Origin of the sequence: Stieleria marina, assembly GCA_007741555.1 — a bacterium.
Classification (GTDB): Bacteria; Planctomycetota; Planctomycetia; order Pirellulales; family Pirellulaceae; genus K23-9.
In genome coordinates, this window is the sequence record CP036526.1 from 7374239 (window position 1) to 7396060 (window position 21822).

At 54.5% G+C, this 21822-nt stretch carries 20 protein-coding genes; 7 read left to right on the forward strand and 13 right to left on the reverse strand.

Translation table 11 applies throughout. The features are described from left to right. Window positions 1-214 precede the first annotated feature (214 nt). The 3 genes from K239x_RS26075 to K239x_RS26085 all read right to left on the reverse strand — a co-directional run bounded on the left by K239x_RS26075 (window position 215) and on the right by K239x_RS26085 (window position 2988). On the reverse strand, window positions 215-1288 hold the full coding sequence (locus tag K239x_RS26075; RefSeq protein WP_145421220.1) for a Gfo/Idh/MocA family protein: 1074 nt from the start codon (window positions 1286-1288) through the stop codon (window positions 215-217). Window positions 1289-1313: 25 nt separating this feature from the next. Further along, complete coding sequence (locus K239x_RS26080) at window positions 1314-2030, reverse strand: ankyrin repeat domain-containing protein (protein WP_145421221.1); 717 nt, start codon at window positions 2028-2030, stop codon at window positions 1314-1316. A gap of 175 nt (window positions 2031-2205) precedes the next feature. After that, entirely contained in the window at window positions 2206-2988 is a 783-nt protein-coding gene (locus K239x_RS26085; RefSeq protein WP_145421222.1) for an NRDE family protein, read from the reverse strand. A gap of 288 nt (window positions 2989-3276) precedes the next feature. On the opposite strand from K239x_RS26085, the gene K239x_RS26090 reads away from it, so the two are divergent. Next, complete coding sequence (locus K239x_RS26090) at window positions 3277-3522, forward strand: FliM/FliN family flagellar motor C-terminal domain-containing protein (RefSeq protein ID WP_145421223.1); 246 nt, start codon at window positions 3277-3279, stop codon at window positions 3520-3522. A gap of 285 nt (window positions 3523-3807) precedes the next feature. Here K239x_RS26090 and rplL read toward each other — a convergent pair whose 3' ends face one another. From rplL to rplA, 3 genes are all read right to left on the reverse strand, one after another. Continuing rightward, entirely contained in the window at window positions 3808-4218 is a 411-nt protein-coding gene (gene rplL / locus K239x_RS26095) for a 50S ribosomal protein L7/L12 (protein WP_145421224.1), read from the reverse strand. Window positions 4219-4279: 61 nt separating this feature from the next. After that, window positions 4280-4801, reverse strand: coding sequence for a 50S ribosomal protein L10 (gene rplJ, locus K239x_RS26100; protein WP_145421225.1), 522 nt, complete (start codon window positions 4799-4801; stop codon window positions 4280-4282). Window positions 4802-4918: 117 nt separating this feature from the next. Then, window positions 4919-5596 (reverse strand): 50S ribosomal protein L1, encoded by a 678-nt coding sequence (rplA, locus tag K239x_RS26105; RefSeq protein WP_145421226.1) that lies wholly within the window; start codon window positions 5594-5596, stop codon window positions 4919-4921. Window positions 5597-5879: 283 nt separating this feature from the next. Between rplA and K239x_RS26110 the strand changes: the two genes are divergently transcribed. The 4 genes from K239x_RS26110 (at window position 5880) to recJ (ending at window position 8803) form a co-directional block, all read left to right on the forward strand. Further along, entirely contained in the window at window positions 5880-6239 is a 360-nt protein-coding gene (locus K239x_RS26110) for a 4a-hydroxytetrahydrobiopterin dehydratase (protein WP_145421227.1), read from the forward strand. A gap of 11 nt (window positions 6240-6250) precedes the next feature. After that, window positions 6251-6577, forward strand: a complete 327-nt coding sequence (locus K239x_RS26115) for a hypothetical protein (RefSeq protein ID WP_145421228.1) — start codon at window positions 6251-6253, stop codon at window positions 6575-6577. Window positions 6578-6693: 116 nt separating this feature from the next. After that, window positions 6694-6861 (forward strand): 50S ribosomal protein L33, encoded by a 168-nt coding sequence (gene rpmG / locus K239x_RS26120; RefSeq protein ID WP_145421229.1) that lies wholly within the window; start codon window positions 6694-6696, stop codon window positions 6859-6861. Between the two features lie 178 nt (window positions 6862-7039). Further along, a complete protein-coding gene (gene recJ, locus K239x_RS26125) occupies window positions 7040-8803 on the forward strand; it encodes a single-stranded-DNA-specific exonuclease RecJ (protein WP_145421230.1) in 1764 nt (587 codons plus the stop codon). Between the two features lie 10 nt (window positions 8804-8813). On the opposite strand, the gene K239x_RS26130 is transcribed toward recJ, so the two are convergent. The 7 genes from K239x_RS26130 to K239x_RS26160 form a co-directional block, all read right to left on the reverse strand. Next, window positions 8814-9644 (reverse strand): hypothetical protein, encoded by an 831-nt coding sequence (locus K239x_RS26130; RefSeq protein ID WP_145421231.1) that lies wholly within the window; start codon window positions 9642-9644, stop codon window positions 8814-8816. 229 nt (window positions 9645-9873) lie between these two features. Beyond that, complete coding sequence (locus K239x_RS26135; RefSeq protein ID WP_145421232.1) at window positions 9874-11049, reverse strand: M20 family metallopeptidase; 1176 nt, start codon at window positions 11047-11049, stop codon at window positions 9874-9876. A gap of 11 nt (window positions 11050-11060) precedes the next feature. Further along, window positions 11061-12779: a hypothetical protein gene (locus tag K239x_RS26140; protein ID WP_145421233.1), complete on the reverse strand. Its 1719-nt coding sequence runs from the start codon at window positions 12777-12779 to the stop codon at window positions 11061-11063. Window positions 12780-12920: 141 nt separating this feature from the next. After that, on the reverse strand, window positions 12921-13760 hold the full coding sequence (locus tag K239x_RS26145; protein ID WP_419189412.1) for a type III pantothenate kinase: 840 nt from the start codon (window positions 13758-13760) through the stop codon (window positions 12921-12923). After that, complete coding sequence (gene obgE, locus K239x_RS26150) at window positions 13757-14959, reverse strand: GTPase ObgE (protein WP_145421235.1); 1203 nt, start codon at window positions 14957-14959, stop codon at window positions 13757-13759. The genes K239x_RS26145 and obgE overlap by 4 nt, the downstream gene beginning before the upstream one ends. A gap of 268 nt (window positions 14960-15227) precedes the next feature. Continuing rightward, window positions 15228-16244 (reverse strand): hypothetical protein, encoded by a 1017-nt coding sequence (locus K239x_RS26155; protein WP_145421236.1) that lies wholly within the window; start codon window positions 16242-16244, stop codon window positions 15228-15230. A 141-nt stretch (window positions 16245-16385) separates the two neighbouring features. Further along, window positions 16386-17939 (reverse strand): hypothetical protein, encoded by a 1554-nt coding sequence (locus K239x_RS26160; RefSeq protein ID WP_145421237.1) that lies wholly within the window; start codon window positions 17937-17939, stop codon window positions 16386-16388. Window positions 17940-18882: 943 nt separating this feature from the next. On the opposite strand from K239x_RS26160, the gene K239x_RS26165 reads away from it, so the two are divergent. Together K239x_RS26165 and K239x_RS26170 are read left to right on the forward strand one after the other, a co-directional pair. Beyond that, window positions 18883-20556 carry a sigma-70 family RNA polymerase sigma factor gene (locus K239x_RS26165; protein ID WP_145421238.1) on the forward strand — a complete coding sequence of 558 codons (1674 nt, stop codon included), beginning with the start codon at window positions 18883-18885 and terminating at the stop codon, window positions 20554-20556. A 228-nt stretch (window positions 20557-20784) separates the two neighbouring features. Then, window positions 20785-21687: an ATP-binding response regulator gene (locus K239x_RS26170; RefSeq protein WP_145421239.1), complete on the forward strand. Its 903-nt coding sequence runs from the start codon at window positions 20785-20787 to the stop codon at window positions 21685-21687. The last annotated feature ends 135 nt before the right edge of the window (window positions 21688-21822 follow it).

Genomic DNA, 21822 nt, shown 5'->3' on the forward strand with positions numbered 1-21822 from the left:
ACTGTCAGTCTTTCGTTTTGTTTCTTCAGCTCGGCTGGATTTGTTCTGCCTGCCGCGAGAGCAGTAAACGGAGTTCATTTATAGAGCCGCCAGACAACAGCAGCAAGCAACTGCGAAATCAAGCAGTGCGACTCAGGCATCAGGTGTCCACATCCTTGGTAGCCCGAAGCCGATCGCATGCGGCTGAGGCCACCACGGTGACGATAAAAGCACGCTACGTTCGCAGTGGGACCGTTCGTTTTTCTTCAGCGCTTTGGATCGCAGTATCGATGATCTGTTGTCCGATCCGGGCGATCTCTGGCGACAGCGGCCCTTCGATGGGCAAGCCATTTTCTAGTCGGGTGATCAGATACTGCACTCCGTTTTGTTCCCCTGAAGGCAAATGCGCGACCGGATGATCGTATCCTTCGGGTTGATCTTTGGTTTGGACACGCACGGTGGATTCGTAGTCGTAAGCTGAAATCGTTCCTGCCGTTCCACGGACAACGAAGCCACACTTGGGCTGAGGCTGGTGGATCCACGGATCCGTGAACGTTCCCCATCGGGTTTCAAACTTGGACAAACCGTTTTGGTATCGTGCGACGGTGATACTGTGCTCGTCGACTTCCAATCCCGGCGTCTGGGTGGTGACCGCGGTAACATCGATCGGAATTTGTCCGCCGTTGAACCAAGTGCCGATCGTGACACCGTAACCCAAGTAGTCACGGAGCGATCCGCCGCCAGATTGCAGTTTGTACCACCAGCTTCGATTCTTTGCTTCGGCGGTGGGCTCGATTTCGACTTTGTCGGCGCCGTGATACAGCGGGCCACGATTGCCACCGTAGTGATGCACTTCGATCATGTCACCGATGGCTCCTTGGTCAATCAGTCGCCAAGTCGTGTAGTAGCAGGGCTCCCATCGGATCGGCCAATTGATCATCATCTGTGTGCCAGCGGCACCTACCGCAGCGATCATTCGGTCCGCATCGGCAAGCGAACCGGCGAAGGGCTTTTCGACAAACAAATGTGCGCCATACGGGGCAACCCGTTCGACCCACAACGCATGTTCGCCCGTCGGTGGGCACAGGATGACCAGATCTGGCTTGGTCGATTCCATGCACGATTGGTAGTCGGTGAAAACATCGGACGGAGGAATCTGCAATGCTTCGATCGTCGCACGCATCGCGTCAGGTTGTTCATCACAGATTCCAACGATGTCGGCAAAAGGATGCTCAGAAACCTGGCGGAGCAAATCGCCCATGTGCATGTGAGAAAAATTGATTCCGGCAACGCGCCAACGTTTAGTCATCGTGATGTCTTTGGTGGGGAGAGGTCTAAGGTGATTGCCGCGTTGAACCATCGCTTTGGTGATCGTCCAACAGCGCCACTATTTTGTCAAAGCGAGAGTCATCGGGGTACTGCTGCAACCATTGCCGCAGATCTTTTCCATCGTCGGTGAATTTCTTATCGACATCCACGCCATGTCGCAGCAGTAGAGCGACGGTTTCTGCGTGTGCGTGCCCGCCAGCACAGTACAGAACCGTGTGCCCTCGATCGTTGGCGGCATTTACGTCGGCGTGACACCGAATCAAAGTTTCGACGACGTCGGTGTCGCCGTTGCGAGCGGCATGGTGAATGGGCAGATCGCCGCGACCATCCACCGTGTTTGCCAACTCTGGAATCTGTTCTAGCATTGCCGCAACACGTCTGGCATCGCCCAGAAAGACCGCCGAAAGAAACTGCCGCGAAAGGTCATCGACCGGGCGGACATGCGCGTCCAATGCACCGTATTTCAGAAGCATCCCAACAATCTCTTTGTTGCCAGGCACCTCGCCAGCGTAGTGGAGCACGTAGCCATCATGCGCGCCCAGATCAGCTCCGTATTCGATCAGAAATTGGACGACTTCCGCGTGACGCTCCAATGCAGCGTGAAAAATAGGCCGCCAGCCGTGTTGATCGTCAGCATTCACCAACGTGGTATCGGATGCCACGAACTGCCGAACCGTTTCGAGGTCGCCTTGGCTACACGCACTGTGAATCGTTGAAGTCATGAATCGCTGAAGTCATTGCCAAACCGCTTGGAACGATCACCGTCGCCCGCGATGAAACTCCTTTGACGCTGGAGCTCAATCGACGGATTCCGGGATGAAATGCGGCAGTGGGGCCAAAAAGAAAGGCCAGGATCAAAACCCTGGCCTTTCATCGTATCGTGTTGTGAAGCGTAAGTTACGCTGTTTGCACTTTTGCTTTGGTTCGCGATTCGCGAAGTCCACGGCTGAGGATATCGCGAAGCATTGGCGAACAGTCTTCGTACTTGGCTTGGTCAGGAGCCCCGTTACTGAACTGATAGATCGCATCGCGTGGCTTGACACCCAACGCGATCAGCGAACTGCTGACCGTTCCGTACTCTTTGTTGCGGATCACCATGCTCGGGCGACCTTCGCCAACAGGAGCACGTGCAAACACGCGGCTAGCGACAGCCAGGAACTTCACGGGTGAATCCAACGTCTGCAGGGTCAGCAGGCGACGAGCCATCTGAACTCGTTGATCTTCGGGATCGTTCAAGTTGCGAGCACCGATGATATTCAGGCCCTCTTTCAGCTCGACGACGTCCTGACGCTCATCTGCGTGGATCGCATAGCCGTTGGCAGCGTCCGCAATGATGATGTTGCAGCCTTCGTAGCGAACGTTGGCAAACTCAGTCTGAGCTTTCTCTAGGGCTTTCGCGGCTGAACCGCAACGGAGCAGGTCCATTGCTAGCAGGCCACGTGATCGCTGCCCAAACAGGGGCATACTGGTTGCTCGGTTGCACAGGCCGACAAACAGGCCGTTCTGATTGACTCCCAACCAAGTTCCACCAGCCTTCTGGTCCACACCGCAGAGAACGCGGGGTTTTCCCGATTGGATCGAAGGGGTCAAACTGGAACGATCAAAGTACTCCTCACGATTGGCGGCGACCAAAATTGGACTTTCGGGGACCAATCGATACTGAACAGCCAGTAAGCACATCTCGCAGCTTTCTATTTCAAAGATCAGTGGGTTTCCTACTCGGGCCACATCGAATCGCGAATCGCTCTTTGCAGATCGTTTCGTGTGCCCCGATGTGACGAGGCCCAATGTATCTACCGATGCCTTTAACCTGCACCCTCTGCCGGGTGGTTTCGGTTGAAATTGTCCGTTATATCGGGCGAAAGTGGGTGCCCATGAGCGACTCTGGGCAATCTTTATGGGTCGGATCGGCCGATAACTCCTCAGACATCCAATTTGCTGCCCTGTCGCTCCCCTGGATCACCGACCATGAAATCCGTCGCAACACCCCAAAGATCGCATGCCGACCGCGTCTTAGCAACGAATGTCCAAGTGACAGCAACCCTTGCAGAAAAGACCATCACTATGGGCGACGCGCTGAATTTGGTCCCTGGATCGGTGCTGCGGTTCAGCCAGCGCTGCGATGCCTCATTAAGGATCGACGTCTCTGGAAAGGCAATCGCAAGCGGCAAAGCGGTCAAAGTCGGAGACCGGCTTGGCGTCCAGATCGACTGATTCCGAATCGGCTGCTCAAGTGCAAGCCATTGGTTTTCCAAGCCATCTAGCAACTGAACGGCAGGAAATTGGGCGCTGGGAATTGGGCGGCTGGGAAACGCTGGCGGACTCGCAGGAGGCAACCAGCAGCAAATATGAAGCGGCGAACCTGAATCAGTACATCTGATACCGGCACGACAGCCCTGCACAGCTCCACTCCAGGCGCATCAAAAACCCCGCACGTCGCATTTGCAACGTACAGGGGTTTCTGTTTTTTGAGGCTCGTAAGCCGCAGTCTCCGGCGAACTACTTTAGTTCGACGCTACCGCCAGCTTCTTCGATCTCTGCTTTGACTTTCTCGGCTTCTTCTTTCGAGACGCCTTCTTTCAGGGTCGCAGGAACGCCTTCGACCATTTTCTTGGCTTCCATCAGCGAAGCGCCAGTCAGGTTTTTGACAACCTTAACGACGTTCAATTTCTTGTCACCGAAACCGGTCATGATGACGTCGAACTCGGTTTGCTCAACAGCAGCTTCTTCGCCGCCACCGCCAGCAGCCATCATCACAGCTCCACCACCAGCGGCGGGCTCGATGCCGTGGACATCTTTCAGATAGTCGCTTAGCTCTTTGGCTTGCTTCAGGGTCATTTCGGCGATCTTGTCGCCCATTTCTTTTGCTTCGGCGCTAAACTCAGCGACTGCAGTTGCTTCTTCGGACATGGTAAATACCTCAAAAAACGGTTGGGTGGTTTGGTTAAGTGATCGGAAATTCGGCGGAAGACTACTCTTCTTCGCCCTTACTTTTCAATTGGCTATTGAGCGTCTTGCCAGGTCCGAGCATCGCAGCGGACAACGTGGCTCCTGGTCCTAGGATTTGGCCAACCAGCATCGAAATCTGTTCTTCGCGGGTAGGCCACTTGCTAACGGCTTTCAAACCATCGGCATCCAATGCTTCGCCATCCATCACACCGCCACTAGCGGTGAAAGCATCGTACTTGTCGTCGTCCTTATCCAAACGGACAACTTCTTTGACCAGCGAAACAAAGTCGCTGGCTCCGTAACAGATTGCCACGGGTCCGCTGGCACCTTCAAAAGCAGGTGCCAAGCTGGTTCCTTCAGTCGCACGACGTGCAAGCGAGTTCTTGACCATGTAAAGACTGATGTCTTTTTCGGCCAATTCGCCACGCAGTTCGGCGGTCGTGTTCGCGTCCATTCCCGTACAGTGGACCAAGACAGCGTCGAGGACGCCATCTAGCCGCTGCTTGATGTCGCGGGTCACGAGTTCTTTGACGTATTTACTCATCGGATTGGTTCACTGGATTGGTTCGCAGGATTGATTCACTGGCATGTGAATCGGATCGAATCTTTCGTCGACAAATTAAGCGGCAAAATAACGAAGCGTTGGGCTCAAAATCTTGGATCAGCTAGCCACTCGGACACTGGGACTCATCGTCCCACAAATGGCAACGCCTTTGACGTATTGGCCTTTGATCGTTTGCGGACGCAGACCATCAATGTGCTTGATAAATGCTTCGATGTTTTCGACCAATTTTGGCCCTTCAAAGCTCATCTTGCCGACCATCGCATGGACATTGCCGCCCTTGTCGTTTCGGAATTCGACTTTACCGGCTTTGTACTCAGCAACGACTTTTGCGACATCTGGTGTAACTGTTCCAGCACGCGGGCTGGGCATCAAACCACGTGGTCCGAGTACTCGGCCAAGCGGTCCGACGAGTCCCATCATGTCGGGAGCGGCGATACAGACGTCGAAATCAGTCCAGCCGTCTTTGATTTTCTTTGCCAAATCTTCCTGGCCGACTTCGTCAGCACCGGCTTCTTCGGCTGCAGCTGCTGCGTCGCCTTTGGCGAACACAACTACGCGCTGAGTTTTGCCGATACCGTTTGGCAAGACCAAGCTGCCACGGATGATTTGGTCGGCTTGGTTTGGGTCGACGCCCAAACGCATGTGAATTTCGACGGTTTGGTCAAACTTCGTCGTCACGTATGATTTGAGTGCATCGACAGCTTTATCCAAAGGCAGAGCGTCCTTTGGTTGCTTTTCGAGCGATGCGCGATAGCGCTTAGATTTCTTTCCCATATCGGAGCACGACTTTCGAGTTGTCGGGTGGTTTGGCGAACGTCACCTGTCCCAGCATCACATGATGGTGGCGGCAACTTCTCCCACTTCAATCGCGGTCGTATTGACCACGAAGCGTGAGAATTTGGCGAATTGAGCGAAGATCGTCAACGCCAATCACGGGAGATACAGGGATTTTTTGGGTGATTCCTTTGACAACGACCCCTGCAACGATTCGACTTCTTCAAAATTCATCGGTAGCTTACGGCATTCACTCGACTGTCTTTCCCCAGGAAACCCAACAATGAACCAACCGTCCGCGGAGTCGCTTTGCCAATCAAAATGCGTCCCCTGCGAAGGCGGAGTCCCTGTTCTGAGCCGTGTCGAATCGGAAGGTTTCCTAACGGCGGCGCCGCACTGGAGCCTGAATGGTGACGCCAACATGATCCACCGAAACGTGGCGAGAACAAACTTTGTCGAAGCGATGGAATTGCTGAACGAAATCGCCCAATTGGCCGAAACCGAAGGCCATCATCCTGATTTGCACCTGACTGGCTACTGCAAAGTTCGCATCGATCTGACGACCCACGCTATCGGTGGACTGAGCGAAAACGATTTCATTGTCGCCGCCAAAATTGATCAATTGTTGAGTGCCGACGAGTGAAATTGCCGCGAATGACCGCTCTTGCTCTCCTGAGCGAGTGCGACGGAGACGAAATTTGGAGTATCGAACATTGCCGCAGCGTTCGTGTCCCGGAAGCCTGGATCGAGGAGCTAGCGGACGCTTTTGAGTCCGGTTTTCAAAACGATTCTCAGACGATCTACGTTCCCACGGACAGTCACAAATTGGCTCAAACCAATCAATATCAAGGGATTCGTGACGTTGACTTGGCGATGAAGCTTGCTGAATCTCTGGGCGTAGATGCCCAGAGAGTGACTCAAACGGCCATCAACCGACGATCGGTCGTGCGGACGATCAAAGAGGCCGTCGAAGAGGGGTGATCCGAAAACGTCCTCTCGCTTAGTGACATCAGCACTTGCCCAAAGTGCCATGTTCCTGCCATAATCCGCGGCCCCGAACAGAACACAACGCAAAATATACCCCTGCGAGATATCCGATGGCTGGCCGTAGCAAGAAAAAAGCAGAAACGATCTTTCTGGTCTGCGAAGAAACACGCGACATTAATTACACGATGAAGCGCAAACCTGGTGGCGAAAAACTTCGCCTGAAAAAGTACAGCCCACGTCTGCGCAAGCACACTTGGCACGTCGAAAAGAAGAAGTAGTTCGACGCTCCGATCGGACAGTTTCCAATCGCCGTTGCCGATACTCAACGGGCTACGATTCGCACTGTGGCCAATTGGACGCTGGATCAACAGACATTAAGATCAACCACGCCAGCAACATTTCTGGCGTGGTTTTTTCGTATTCGAAACAAACGCTACCAGTGCTGCGGAGGCAAGGATGCGACGACAATGGCGAATCGTTCCCCACGATGCACCGCGCGTCGAACACCTGATCCGCACCGCTAAACTGCCGCCCGTCGTCGCGCAGTTGATGGTCAGCCGCGGTGTGTACACGCCCGATGACGCGGCATCGTTTTTGGATACCAAACTGACCGGGCTTCGCGACCCGCAAGAGCTTCCCGGTGTCCCGGCCGCAACCAAGATCTTGGTCGCGGCAATCAGTGCCAAAACCCCGATCGTCATCTACGGAGACTACGACTGTGACGGCATGACCGGTAGCGCCATCTTGGTCAACGGACTAAGACTGATGGGCGCAGACGTCAGCTACCACGTGCCAAACCGACTGGAAGAAGGCTACGGACTGAATGCCGACGCGATTCGCAAACTGGCCGAACGCGGCAAGAAACTGATCGTGTCGGTCGACTGCGGAATCACGTCGATCGAGTGCGCCAAACTTTGCAGAGAACTTGGCGTCCAGCTTATCATCACCGATCACCACACGATGCTGGACGAATTGCCCGATGCGGATGCGATCGTCCATCCGCAACTCCCCGGCAAAGCGTATCCATTTACCGGACTTTGTGGCGCAGGCGTCGCCTTCAAACTGGCGTGGTCGCTTTGCCAAACCGTGTGCGGCAGCACCAAAGTATCCGACCCGATGCGCAAGTACTTGATGCAATCGCTTTCGCTTTGCGCGATCGGCACTGTCGCCGATGTTGTGCCGCTGATCGACGAAAACCGAATCCTAGTTACCCACGGATTGCGAACCCTGCGCAGCGAACCACTCCCGGGTTTGGTCGAACTGATGAAGATCACCAAGCTGGACGAACAGTCGACGCTGAACTGCGAAAGCATCGGTTTCAACATCGCGCCGCGGCTTAACGCGGCGGGACGCTTGGGCCAAGCACAACTGGCGATCGAACTGCTGACCATCGGACCTGGCGAACGAGCGCAGTCACTGGCCGAATACATCAACCAGCTCAACAGCAACCGCGACTCGCTCCAACGAAGCGTTTACTTGGCGGCACAAAAACAAACCAAACAAGACTTTGATGCCGAAGCCGATCCGGCACTCGTGCTGGCAGGTGTCGGTTGGCACCAAGGCGTCATCGGAGTCGTTGCGGGACGCTTGGCAGAAAAGTACGCCAAGCCTGTGATCATCATTTCGATGGATTCATCCGGGCAAGGCAGCGCTGTCGGATCGGGCCGAGTCGGCGGCACGAACATTGATTTGTATTCCGCGATTTCGCAGTGCAGCGAACGACTGGTGAAATTCGGCGGCCACAAAGCAGCCGCTGGGATCACGATCGATGAACGACAAATCGAATCGTTTCGAGGCGATTTCTGCGAAGCCGTCGCGCAGCAGTGCGATGAGAGCGATTTAGTTCCCGAACTAACCATTGACGCCGAAGCACCTTTGGGAACCCTGAACCTGGGCATCGTCAAACAGATCGAAACCATGGCTCCGTTTGGTCAGTCCAACCCACGACCGGTTCTGTTCGCTGGCGGCGTGGAACTGGACGAACCAGCCCGCAAGATGGGCGGCGGCGATCGTCACTTGACGTTGAAATTTCGCCAGGGCAGCAAAGTCATTCGCGGCGTCGCGTTTGGCGCCGGCGAATGGTGCGACGAGATCAATGCAGTCGAAGGGCCGATCGAAATCGCTTACCGCCCCGTGATCAATGAGTTCCGGGGTTTCCGTAAAGTCGAAGTCCAGTTGGTCGACTGGCGACCGGCAAAAAAAATGGCAGCGGTCTCATAGCCAGTCGTGGCTACTCCGTAGCGACGGCCTCTTCTTTTGACTCAGCCGCTGGCGTTTGTTCCTCCGCAGCTTCGGTTTTCTCTTCGGCTGGCGATGAGAAGTTGAAAGCAAGCAAGTGGCCTTTGAGTCCGATGAATTGATAGGTGACGGTCGCATCAAGCTTCTTTGACTCTCCTGACACGATCGTGCTGACGATCAATTTGTCTCCGTCAGTGTTCGTGAATTCAGTTCCGGTCACTTCGATGTCATTCACTTCGCCCACCAGTTCGGCGACGCTCTGTCCCATTTTGGCTGCGGCCGCTTCGTCGATTTCACTCTGAAGAGCTTCATGCATCATCGCGTAAGCTTCGGATGTTTTTCCGCCTGCAAACGCTCGCAAGAATTCCTTGGCCCGATCTTGATACAGCGTTGAATCCTCGGGCCCCGTGAACCAATCGCCCTCAAGGGCCGGAGACTTGACGTCAAAACCATTCAGCAGATCGCCGATGTACTTCAGTTCGACATCAGCTTTGCCGCTTGCAAAATTAGCAGTGCCGCCCACCTGAGTTGTAGTGACTCCGTTGTTGCTCTGGATGTTGTAGTTAAAGTTCGACGTGCTCTCGAATGCACCTAGCTCTTTGTTGAACTGTGTGAGCCACGCCGACAAAACCGGGGCGTCAATCTCGTCTTGCAACCCCGGAGTGCATTTACTGAGCACCAAGTTTGCATCGCCGGTGGCAACTTGATCGAAAAAGTCTTTGTGCGCGTCACTCGTCATTCGGCTTGCCAGCACCAAGCAACCGACCAAGCTAATACCGCCCAGGCAAAAGAACGCGGCAAATGCAATCAGTATCTTTTTCATCTCTCATCCTCTCTTGGTGCATTGATTTAGTTGGCCACCAACCGACCGGGTGATTATCACGCCGGCCCATCGATGGTTCCACAGTGTACGTAAGCGTAGTGTTCGATTCTGTGTTACAGAAAATCCAAGCGGCACTGAAAATTTCTCGACAAAGCACCAGTTTCCTAGAAGAAATGCCGCTCAGCGGCCTGCAAACCAGCAGCTTGGATCTCTTGGGATGACGGCCACGTCAAACTTTGTCGACGCACCAATGAGTGATCGCTTTTGCATACAGTTCGATGCCTTTGGATAGCTGATCAATCGACAGCCATTCATCGGTTGTATGGGCTTGAGCAATGTGCCCGGGCCCCCAGACTGCCATCTGCTTTAGTTCGGCAAACTCGCCGCCGTCCGTCCCAAAACAGACGGTACTGGGCTGACCGCCGGCGATCTGGCAGAGGTCCTGGATGCAAGCTGAATCCGCCTCAATCCAAACTGGACGACCGCCTTCAAATCGCTTCACTTCTAAGCCAGACGAGTTAGCCTTGTCGACCAACTGCGAAATCAAGTCTTCACCGTCAACATCTGGCATCGATCGAAGCGACAACCATGCCTTGCTGGTCTCCGGCGTGATATTGACTGCCGTACAGCCGTCGCTGACGCCAAAATTCCAAGAAAGCGTCGGCGGATCAAAGCGATCGTCGTGATAGCGGGGATCCGTCTTTGTCTGCTGCCCCAACTCCAGCAGCAGCTGCAAGATCGGAACCATTGATTCGTTGGCGTTGATGCCATCGGCCGTGCTGCTATGAGCTGCGCGCCCGCGGCTAGTGAACTGGACCCCCGTAATGCCTTTGTGAGCGTGAACCACCGACATGCCTGTCGGTTCACCGATGATTCCCATTGGCTGTGCCTGGACCAGTTCACGAAAGGAGTTGGAGTGCTGGACGATGTGCCGTGCACCATCGAAGCCGACTTCTTCGTCGGCAGTACAAACAATCCAAAGCGGCTTTCGTTGCCGGGCGACCGGGACACGTGCCGCTGCCGCCAGCATCGCGACCAACGATCCTTTCATGTCGCACGAACCGCGGCCAAAAATCCGACCGTCTTGAACGACCGCGTCGAACGGGTTCCCGCCCGGACCGGTCCAACCGCTCGCGGGCACCACATCGGTGTGGCAAAAATATGCTAGCCCGCCTTCGGGTTCAGAGCCGCGTGACGAAGTCGATCCAGCCGGATCACGGCGCGCCACGAGGTTGACTTTTGTTTGGCCTCGAGCGTCGACGTATTGCGTTTGTTCGACGGTAAACCCCAGCGATTCCAAGCGGCCGGCGACATCACTTGAGATCGCCGCATTGCTAGTCGAACTGACCGAATCAAATCCGATGAGCTGGCAGAGTGCTTGAATACTTTCGTCGATAGGAGCCATCAGTGGCACGATTAAAAGAGTTCTTTGATTTGCTTGGCAACTTCTTTTGTATCGACATCAGGCATATCAGGATCAACCATCTCCAACCATTCGATCGAGTCTTTGCGATATTCTTCATTCGAGAGCGGTGAGATCGCTTGAAAAACTGCCTTGGACGCGATGCCGTCGGGCTGAGTCAGATCGATGGCAAAAGAAGCGATTTTCTCCGCCAAGCGAAACGGAATTTCTTCGACAGAATAGGTTCGGTTGCGCCCGTTGTACTTGATCGTCAGCGAGCTGGGACTGACTTCGACCACCAAGACACGAACTCCTTCTGTCACCTCAAAGTCTTGCGTTGCTTTGATCGCGCCCAATCCTCGCTGTAGACCGCCGCGATAATAAGATGCCAAGTCAGCTAGATTGTACAACGCATCGGCTTCAATTCTCTGGGCATCGGAGAGCGTACGCTGCGTTACTTTCTCTGCGCTGGACCGCATCAGAGTCCAATTGAGATCGCGGATGACTTTTTTGACCTTTTGAATCTCCTGTTCGTTGGCAGCAATGTCGGCGTCCGTCAATTGCACCGGCGCCGACGTGGTCCCAGGCGAAACCGGTAACGCTCCATCGGGATTGACCGCGGGCTGGTCGACTTCGGCAGGCATCGTAGCTTGGCTGGGCATGTTATCCATTGCCGGGCTATCCATCGCCGGATTGTCCATCGAGGGGTTGGCCATCCCAGGACCATCAGGATCAGTTCCCTTGATCGGTTCGCTGGCCACTGGATCGCCATTTGTGCTTGGGAGCGACGGATTCATTGGCCCCGGCATCGGATCCTGTGGAGGAGAAAACTGATTCATTGGCAAACCGGTTGAGGTCTTGGGAGGCTCGGCACGAGGCGCCGGATTTCCCATGACGGGATCACGTTGCTGACGTGTTGGCCGTACTTGAGCCGCGGCCGGTCCAGCGTTGGGCAACTGTCGCTGCGTGACGAGCTTGCCATCTTTGCTGATCGCGATGTCGCGCCCCAGATACATAAAGACCCCAAGACCTGCGATCAAAGCGGTCAACGCACACATCCCCACGACGAACATGAGTTTGCCCGCACCACTTTTCTTTCGGCGCTTGGTTTTCTTGACTTTGACTTGCGGCGAACTCGGGGAAGCTGCCCTCACGATGCCCGCAGCAGCAACGCCAGCTCCAGCTACGCCAGCTCCAGCTCCAGCTCCAGGAGCACCTGCGGATGGGGGCGGAAGTTGCTGGGTCGGAGCCACCGGAGACATTGGGTTAATACTGGGCGCCGGAGCGGCCATCGGATCGGTCGGCGGCAACATTCCCGCCAGCGGATCTGCGACCGGTGCGGCAGCCGGTGGCAATCCCGTTGGTGGCAGCCCAGTTGGCGGACTTACTGCAGGTGAAGCCGCAGTTGGCGGTACACCAGCGGGCACGACCGGCGGCATTCCCGCAGGAGGCGATACCACTGGAACGATCCCGAACCGCGCATCCAATTCGGCACGCTGCCGCGGGTCCGCCAGAATTGCCTTGGCTTGCTGAGCAAGCGTTGCTGCTTGTTTCCAAACTTGCGGATCGGCGTCTTGTTTGGAAGATTTCAGTTTTGCATACACCGCCGTCACGGCACGCTTAATTTTCGCACCGTCCTGCTCTCCGCCATCAAGCCCAAAGACCTGATACGCATGAGGATCGGAGATCCCTTCCGCAACAGGCAGCAGGTCGGACAACTTCGTAGCAGACATGCAAATCAACAAACGGAAGGAAACACATTTGACCGACCAGCGCGCTGAGGCATTGGTCCGCATAATATTTAAGGAAAGCCAACGACTTCTATTCTATTTGATCACGCGTTGGATGGGAAACATGCCGCAAGGACTTGCCCGCTAAGATCTTGGCAAATCCAGCAATCCACGGCAAACCAAATTTGGCACGACTTCGTGCGGTTGCTGGACAAACGGCGAAATTGTCGCTGCGTCGCCGCCGGTTAGCACCAGCTTTGACTGAGCTTTTGATCCGGCACCCGAATTAGCGTACGCCACTGACAGACGATCGATCGCCGCTGTCACAGCAGTAATCAGCCCCAAGCGAATCGCATCGACAGTGTTGGTGCCAGCGACTGTCGCTGGATTTTCGCTCTGCGAACCTCCGACTTTCCAGTCAATTTCGGGCAGGGCGTCGGTCCCGTACGCCAGTGCGTTGGCTTGCATTCGAAGGCCCGGCAAAATCGCGCCGCCGCAAAAATCGCCCTCGTCATTGACCCAGTCAATCGTGACGGCCGACCCAGCATCGACGACCGTGACCGGTGAACCAAATTGATTTCGTGCACCATAAGCACTCAACAATCGATCGACCCCCAATCGATCTGGCTGGTCGACTCGCACATTCATTGGCACATCGCGACGCGACACACTTGCCACCGTCATTTGCATGTCGCTATCAACGCTCATTGCATCGATTGCGTGTTGCAAAGTCTGCGCGGCCGGCTGATGAACACTCGCGATCAGCCAATGCGAATGTTCGCAGCGGACTTGATCCCTGACCCAGCGAGTCGCTCGCAAGTGCCAAGCATTTTCGCAAATCGGCACACTCAGTTGAGCCAACTCCGCGGCGACCGATTTATCGCCAAGAGCATCGCCAACTTTCTTCTCTTCGCCACGCCGAACACAAAGCTTGACCGCGGAATTGCCTACGTCGACCGCAACAACGCAATTCCTTTCACTCACGATGGCTCTCGTCGCTTCTGTTTTCGCCCCGGAGCGTTGTGACCGTGCAGTGGTGCCTCTTGGTCGAATTCTTTAGCCGGCCGATCACTGGTCATTTGCTTGGTCAAGCCAGCCAAGTGAGGCGGCAAACGTTTATTGCTCTGCGGCTTGTCTTCCAGATCCGTACTTCGCAAGATCGTGACTTCTTCGCCATCGGCAATCATCTTTTCGCGGCGTGCCTGCACACGATCCATGATTTCCAACTTCAGCACTTCCAGGCCCTCGCCAACCAGCGAACTGATCATCATGACTTCTTTCTGGGACGATTCACGCAGCGCCTCGCAGACCTCTTGCGCGTTTTCCATTTCACTTTTTGTGACGACGATGATTTCGTCTCGCTCACCTAAGCTGGCGTCGTATTCAATCAGTTCATCACGCACGCCCAAGTAATTTTGCAGCGGATCAGTCTCGTCGACGGGATTGGGTTCGACCAAGTGAACCAAAAGCCCAGCACGTTCGATGTGCCGCAAAAATTCGTGCCCAAGCCCGATCCCTTCGCTGGCGCCTTCGATCAATCCAGGAATGTCAGCGACCACGAATGAACGGTCCGCATCGACATCAACGATTCCGATATTGGGATGCTTGGTCGTAAACGGATAGTCAGCGATCTCTGGCCGCGCACTGGAGATTCGACTCAGCAGCGTGCTCTTGCCCGCGTTGGGTTTACCGATCAGCCCGATATCGGCGATCGATTTCAATTCCAAAATCACGCTGCGCGTCTCGCCTGGTTCGCCCAGTGTGCATTCGCGTGGAGCCCGATTAGTCGACGTTTTGAACGTCGCATTGCCACGACCACCTCGCCCGCCACGAGCAATCACAAAACTGTCGCCCGGCTGTTTCAGGTCTTTGATGACGAAGCCATGTTCGCTGTCGATCACCGTTGTGCCTGGCGGCACATACAAAATCTGATCTCGTCCGCGTTTGCCGTGGCATAACGCGCCTCTTCCAGGCTGGCCTTTGGCCGCACGATGAAATTTGCGATGCGCATACGCGGCCAACGAATTGACGCCCAATTTGGCTTCCAAAATGATGCTGGCACCGACGCCGCCGTCACCGCCATCAGGTCCGCCGCGGGGAACGTATTTTTCTCGCCGCATGCTGGAACATCCGTCACCGCCTCTGCCAGCGTTTAATTCGATTTGGACGCGATCAACAAACATGGAACACAGAGCACAGTAAAGAGGAGACCAAAGCAGAGCCGAGAGAAATGAACGCCACGAAAGCGACCTCAAAAGCCCTTTAATAGATAGTAACAGCCGCATCTGCGGCGGCTAGACATGCCCGTGGAGCAAATGTGCTCATTTGTCAAAAATGACGCCCCTCAGCAAAAATGCACGAGGTAAAAAAAGAACGGCTGACCCAGTAACTGGGTCAGCCGTCGTTCATCATGAATCATGTTTTCGAGTCCCTTCTACGGACGAATGTAACCTATTCGTTGAGGGGAAGAAAGGTCCAGCGATAGTCCAGTCGCTCCTTGATTCCATATTGTTTCAACACATAGGCTTGCTCTTCGGCGTCCTCGAATGCGGGAACCCCAAACCGGATTTCGTCATCCGTTTGATTGATCGCATCACCGGGTCGATAAAAATTCAACTGCAGTGCTTTGCGACGATACGGAGCATCGTCTCCTTCGCCGTCTTGTTCGAATGCGTTGGTAAGCCCCAACACGTTGACGGACAGAAAATCGAGTGCAGGATCAATGTCTTCCCATGTCACGACGCCCCACACACCGGGAGACTGCTCATCGGAGCTGTACGGAATCGCAACGCGCTGCATTCCAACACTATCGTGAAGCGGTGCGCTGATCTGCTCGCGAACCGCAATCTTTTGCTTGGCTGCGGGGAGCACGTTGTCAATGTATTTTTCGCCAGTTGCGTTGTTGACCAAGTACATGATGGGAAAGAACCGTCGCGATTCGTAGCTAATCGCTTCCAAACGCTTAAAGCTTTTCTCGCCACCCACTTTGTCGGTTGCCGGACGCAAATCACCACCGCGATACCGCACCCGATAAACCATGTACCAAACCAGTTTTCGCTGAGCCCGACCGTCAGCGCGAGGCAAATCGACGTACATCTGGCGAAGCGGTTTAAACGAAAACTCCAAACAGTGGATCTCACGTCTCAAAATGACTTGTTTGGCCATTTCGACGACGGTTCGACTGCGGGGATCCGTATGCGGCGTACCGTCTTGAAAATTCGGCTGGCTCCATTGCAACTCTGGATGAGCCCCCAGAAATGCCTTCAGCGTCATCGGGCCGCTGTAAGTTTCTTTGGGATCCGGAGCGGGCGGAATCACGGTCACCACACCGGGCGCAAACTCAGTCTGTTGCACGCGGGTCGGATCACGCTTTGCGTTAGCGTCTTGGCCATGCGAACTTGCTCCTGCCACCAATGCGATCACGAGAGCGGTCGGCAGTGCAACGAGTCGGTGGTTGGTGGCGATCATGGCCAGGAGTTCCAAGTACGTGAAAGTAGTTCGCGGGGTCTAATCGATTGTAAAGTGAATTGCCGATCAAGTTGGTACAAAATTGGCCGATTTGGCCTCAAAGCAATCACTTCGATCGAAACGAATCAGCTCTGCGTCCCGCTATCGAATGTCACTGGCCGAATCGACTTCTTCATCGCCAACGAAGGTAGATTTAGAAGCGACTTCTGATGCGGCAGCGTTTTCATCGGCCGCATCGTCGCCAGTACTGCTTTTCTGCTCCAGAAAACTGAGCGAGTCAGCCAACTGCATGTCAGCGCCGGCAAAAGCATCAATGCTGTCGCCGCTCATCGTGAACGTCGCCAAGACACGGCGACCATCGTCGTCGGAGAAGTGCATCAAGATCCACTGAATCGGCACGCCTTGCACCTGCCCGTGTGCGGTGACTCGCAACACACGCAGCCCGGCTGAACTTACACGCTGGTCGGCTTCGATCAAATCATTCAGGTCGTCACCAAGCGTCCGCTGAACGTCTTCTTGAAAAGCCTCCAGCGTCCACTGTTGACCGGATTTAAGCTTTGCCAGAGGACGCAAGTTGCACTGTGCGATACTGCGATCGTTTTCGATCATTCGCATCATTGCGTTGCCGTTCAAATCGGACATCATTCGCCAACGCCGATCCATCACTGTCGACACGCCGACGCGTTTGCTTTGCAAATCCACGTACAAGCGATCTTGCGGCACAGCGCCTTCGATATCGATTGTGGCTGGCTTGGCTGGCAACGCGACGGGTTTCGCCATGGGCTGGCGAATCATCTTGATCGTTGCCGCGACGTCAAAGCCAGGCTCTGCTTTGCCGACTTCGCGAGTTTCGTGAACAGCCATTGCCAACCAAGAACAAACTCCCTGCGTTCGATCAAACGTCAGCTTGCCGACAGTCTTGATACTGGTGGGAACTCCTTCGACGCTGCCTTCGACTTTTCCTTTCAGTTGAAACTTGACGCTGTCCGCATCAATTTCGACAACCTCGACCACAACGTCAGTCGCTTCGACCGCCGTCAAGTTCAAGATTGATGTCAGGGCTTCTTTGTCTGGCTGATACTTGTCGCCTTGTCGCACTGGTTCGGTAGGCAGCATTCGATCCAACGCCGAACTTGCAACCGGGACACGCAGCAGACTCAGCTCTTCGTTGGTGAAGTAATCTTCGACGCTGTAGACGACTTCAGGAAGCGAATCACGGCGCACTTGCGTCTGGCGTACCGATTCACGGAGCTGGATTGTCGACTGGGTTCGATTCAAACGACTGGCACTGTGCGCGTCGTGGTAGTAACGCTCGATCGCGGTGATCGGGCTACCAGCGACGGCACCGATGGGACGGCGGTACCGTTCCTCGTAATCCAAAACCGCTTCGCTTTGGATGGGCAATGTGACTTGGCTTTTCCGCGATACCAGTGGATCGCCAGGAACGTTCACGTTTCCTTTCACATCCATTTCAATTCGGACTCGCATCACTGCGTGCGATGGATCGCACTGAACACGGACCGCTTCGCCGCTGCTGGCTGCTATCACGGATTGACGTCCGGCACAGCTGGCGACCGATGCAGCGGCCGCGATTGCCAAAAAGGACCGCCGCGCGAACACACTGTCGACGGTTTTGTCGCGACGCGTTGATTGATGGGAGTTACTTTTTGGATGATTCATTTTAAAGAGGGTCATGGCAAAAGTAGGCGTTGGCAGAGCAGGGAAGCGGTGGGCAAGACAACTGCGAGTAGGGAACCACTTGTTCTCTCTTTGATCGACTGGCACCGATAACCGGTTCAACAGAAATTTCCGCTTCAATCGACTCGCCCACGACCGAGAAGATTCGCTGCAAAAAACTCTGCGTAATCGTCAGAGTCGAGGCCTGCCGACGTCAAAATCTCGGCTTGGCAGCGTCGCTTTGGAGACTTAGCAGCGCCGCTTTGGACAAATGAAAGGCCCTAAGAAACTGGTCTGCCGGTCGTTTCACTGACGCTGCCTTGCCAAATTTGCATTTTGCTAGCTCACAAAACGACCACACCGGTCTCAAAAAGAGACAGCCCTTATGTGCAAAGGTTGGAAATTTTTACAAACGCGGGTGGACTATTGGTTCGCGCCACAATTAGACAAGCAAGCACTTTTACGCACTTAAACGCATGACTTCAAAGGACTTAAGGAATATCAAGCGACTTAAAATGACCAGATTCGCCTCGATTGGCGTGAGATTCCTACTAGACAGGTTGTATCGAGCATGGCACTGCCAAGTTGGTCCTAACGTGTCAAACGGTTTACCGATAATTGGGTTAGCCGGTTAGAGTTACGACCAAAGATGTTTGTTTGAAAAGCGAACATACCAGTGCTGTGATCGGTCAAGAGACAGGGAACTTACTCGCATCGGTTTGCGTATAAGTTCTGCGGGCCTTCGGCAAGGAGTCGCTGGCCTATAGGAGTTCAGGTTACCAAGACTTTCATGCTTACTGCATGACACGACAGGCGACCCGGGCTCTGAGAAGTAGATGGAGATTCGCTTCTAGGATTGAAGCGACCACCCGGGTCACACCGGTACCAAGTCACGCGATCCGCCGGGGTCGCAGGGAATAGATGAGTACTTGGAACCAACCAAGCTGGGAGATGACGGACGATGAATACACAGTACCGCGATTTGAAGATCAAGGAATTACGCGATCAACTCACTCGATTTGCCCCCAAAGCAAAGAAAGTGGAGCAGGGGATGCTTGCAGAAAAACTGTACTGCGAAATCGAAGAAGATCGTAGCTATGCGTTTGACTATTTGTGCTTTCGCATCACCAACTATCGCCCCGAACAACCCAGTCGCCACAACATCGCCTCGGTGGACCTCAAACACGACCTTCGTCTATTGATCGAAGACCTTAGTGATTCGGCCGACCTGGCTGTCGACGAAGTCAATGAGCAAGTTCATACCGTCGATGAATTGAGCAAGTTGTTCAGTGTGTCGACGAAGACAATCAGCCGCTGGCGTAACGCTGGCTTGGTCAGTCGCCGATTGCTTTTTGGTGGCCGCAAACGAGTTGGATTCCTACACAGCAGCGTCGATAACTTTGTCTCCAACAATCGTGAAAAGATTCGCCGCGGCGAACGCTTCAGCCAGTTGAGCGACGACGAAAAAAGCGAGATGATCGAACGTGCCCGACAATTGGTCGAAGGCGGTGCGAGTCTTTCGGAAGTCACACGTCAGCTTTCCGATCGCATGAACCGTAGCCCTGAAACGATTCGTTACACACTCAAGAATTTTGATTCCGAAAATAAATCGGTCGCCATTTTCCCCAACCACCGTGGTGCACTGACCGACGACGACAAGCGTTCGATCTTCAAACTACACATCCATGGTGCAACCGTTTCGCAGCTTTGCAAACGGTTCAAGCGGACTCGTACAAGCATCCAGCGCATTTTGTTGGACATGCGAATGGAACGAGTCATGGAGCTGCCGCTGGACTACATGTACCACGAAGATTTCGAGCAAGTCGCTCGCGAAGAAGAGTACCTGGGCCCGGTTCCACAGCCCGCCGTGGCTCCGCGAAAAGTGCGCGTGCCGTCGGGACTGCCTAGCTACTTGGCCGCCTTGTATGACGTGCCATTGCTGACACGTGAGCAAGAGTATCACTTGTTTCGCAAGATGAACTACTTGAAGCACAAAGCCAGCCGCCTGCGTGAATCGCTGGAATCGTCGATCGGCAGCAAGACTGCTGTGATGGATCAAATCGATGCACTGTACGAAGACGCAGTCCGAGTAAAGAACAAGATCGTGCAGAGCAATCTGCGTCTGGTGGTTTCGATCGCCAAACGTCACGTCGCCAGTACAGACGATTTCTTTACGCTGGTCAGCGACGGCAACATGTCATTGATTCGTGCTTGCGAAAAGTTCGATTACTCACGAGGCAACAAGTTCAGCACTTATGCATCGTGGGCCATCATGAAAAACTTTGCACGTACGATTCCAAAAGAGTTCAAGCATCGCGATCGTTTCCGAACGACGACGGAGGAACTGTTCATGTCTCGCCAAGACGAGCGAATGGATCCATATGCCGAAGAAACCGTTCAACGATCGCGTCAGCGTGAGCTGAGCAAAATCTTGAATCGATTGGACGAACGCGAGCAAAAGATTATCACCGCTCGGTTCGGCCTGGGACGCGGTAACGAACCACTAACGCTGAAACAAGTTGGCGAAGAGATGGGTGTCACCAAAGAACGTATTCGTCAGCTGGAATCCAGAGCTTTGGCGAAACTGAGAGACGCGGCTGACGAAGCCAAGATTGATGTGGAACTCGGTTCTTAAGTTTCCATCCCAACAATCCCTCCCGTGGAAAGATGCCACGTGGTTGCCAAGGTCTGCTGCAAAGCACCGACGGCACCGCGTGGCTCTTTTTTTACCGCACGGGTGCAATTGATTTTCCCAGACTCAAACACCACCCCCCATCCGGCAGGCAGCTCCCTTGGCGGCGTTCGGCAAGTTAGAATAGCCAGACAGAGTTCGCGTTCACCCATTACCTAAGGCAGTCCCGCCATGGCTAGCGTCCTGTTGGTCGAAGACAGCATCACACAGGCGGAGATGATCCGGGGGCTGTTGGAATCGGCTGGCTATAACGTCACCCATGCAGAAGACGGCCAACAGGCAATCTCCAAAATCCAACAGCAACAGCCCGATGTGTTGCTAACCGATTTGATGATGCCCAATATGAATGGCTGTGAACTGACACGTCACGTCGTGGAGCACTATCCAACGACCCCCGTGCTTGTGTTTACAGCACGCGGATCAGAAAGTTTGGCCGTCGATGCGCTGGCTGACGGAGCCGTGAACTTTGTCCCCAAAGCATTGTTGGAAGCCAGGTTGATTCCGGCCGTCAACGAACTGGCTGACCGTGTTCGTGTGGATTCAGCATGTTGCGAAAGCGGCGCCCATCTGGTCGTCCCCGAGCTGATTTTTGAACTCGACAGCGATCCACGTGCGATCTTGCCCGTGACGCGTTACATCCAAAAAACGCTCGCGTTTGCTGATGTCATGGACGTCGTGTCGCGTTTCCGAACCACCAGCGCTATTTCAGCGGCTCTGATCAATGCGATTTGCTATGGCAATCTGGAGATGCGTGAAGACGAAGAAGCGATCTACCGATTGATGCGTGGCGAAGTCAAACCTGCCGACGTTCCCCACAAAGTTCGCTTGGTCGTTTCGGTTGGTGTGCAAGATACGCGAGTTCTGGTGACCCACGATGGCCCCGGAGCGATGACGCGAACGTCGCCCGCGCCGGGAACGCCTGAGTCCTTTGAATTGGAAGACTGCCGCGGATTGCTGCTGGTCACTAGTTTCATGGACAAGGTCATCTACCATCAACTGAGCAACGAAATTGTGATGGTCAAAGACACCTCGCCCAAATTGGAGCCACCGTTGCTGGAACCGGTCGCAACTTAACGTACGCAACGTAACCGTCGCGACGTTTCGCCTCTAATTCACTCAGCCCGGCGGACTCCCGGTGGTCGTCCGATTTCTCACATTTCAGGCGACAGCTTAGGTGGGCTGTGATTCTCGGTGATTCTGCTATTTTGA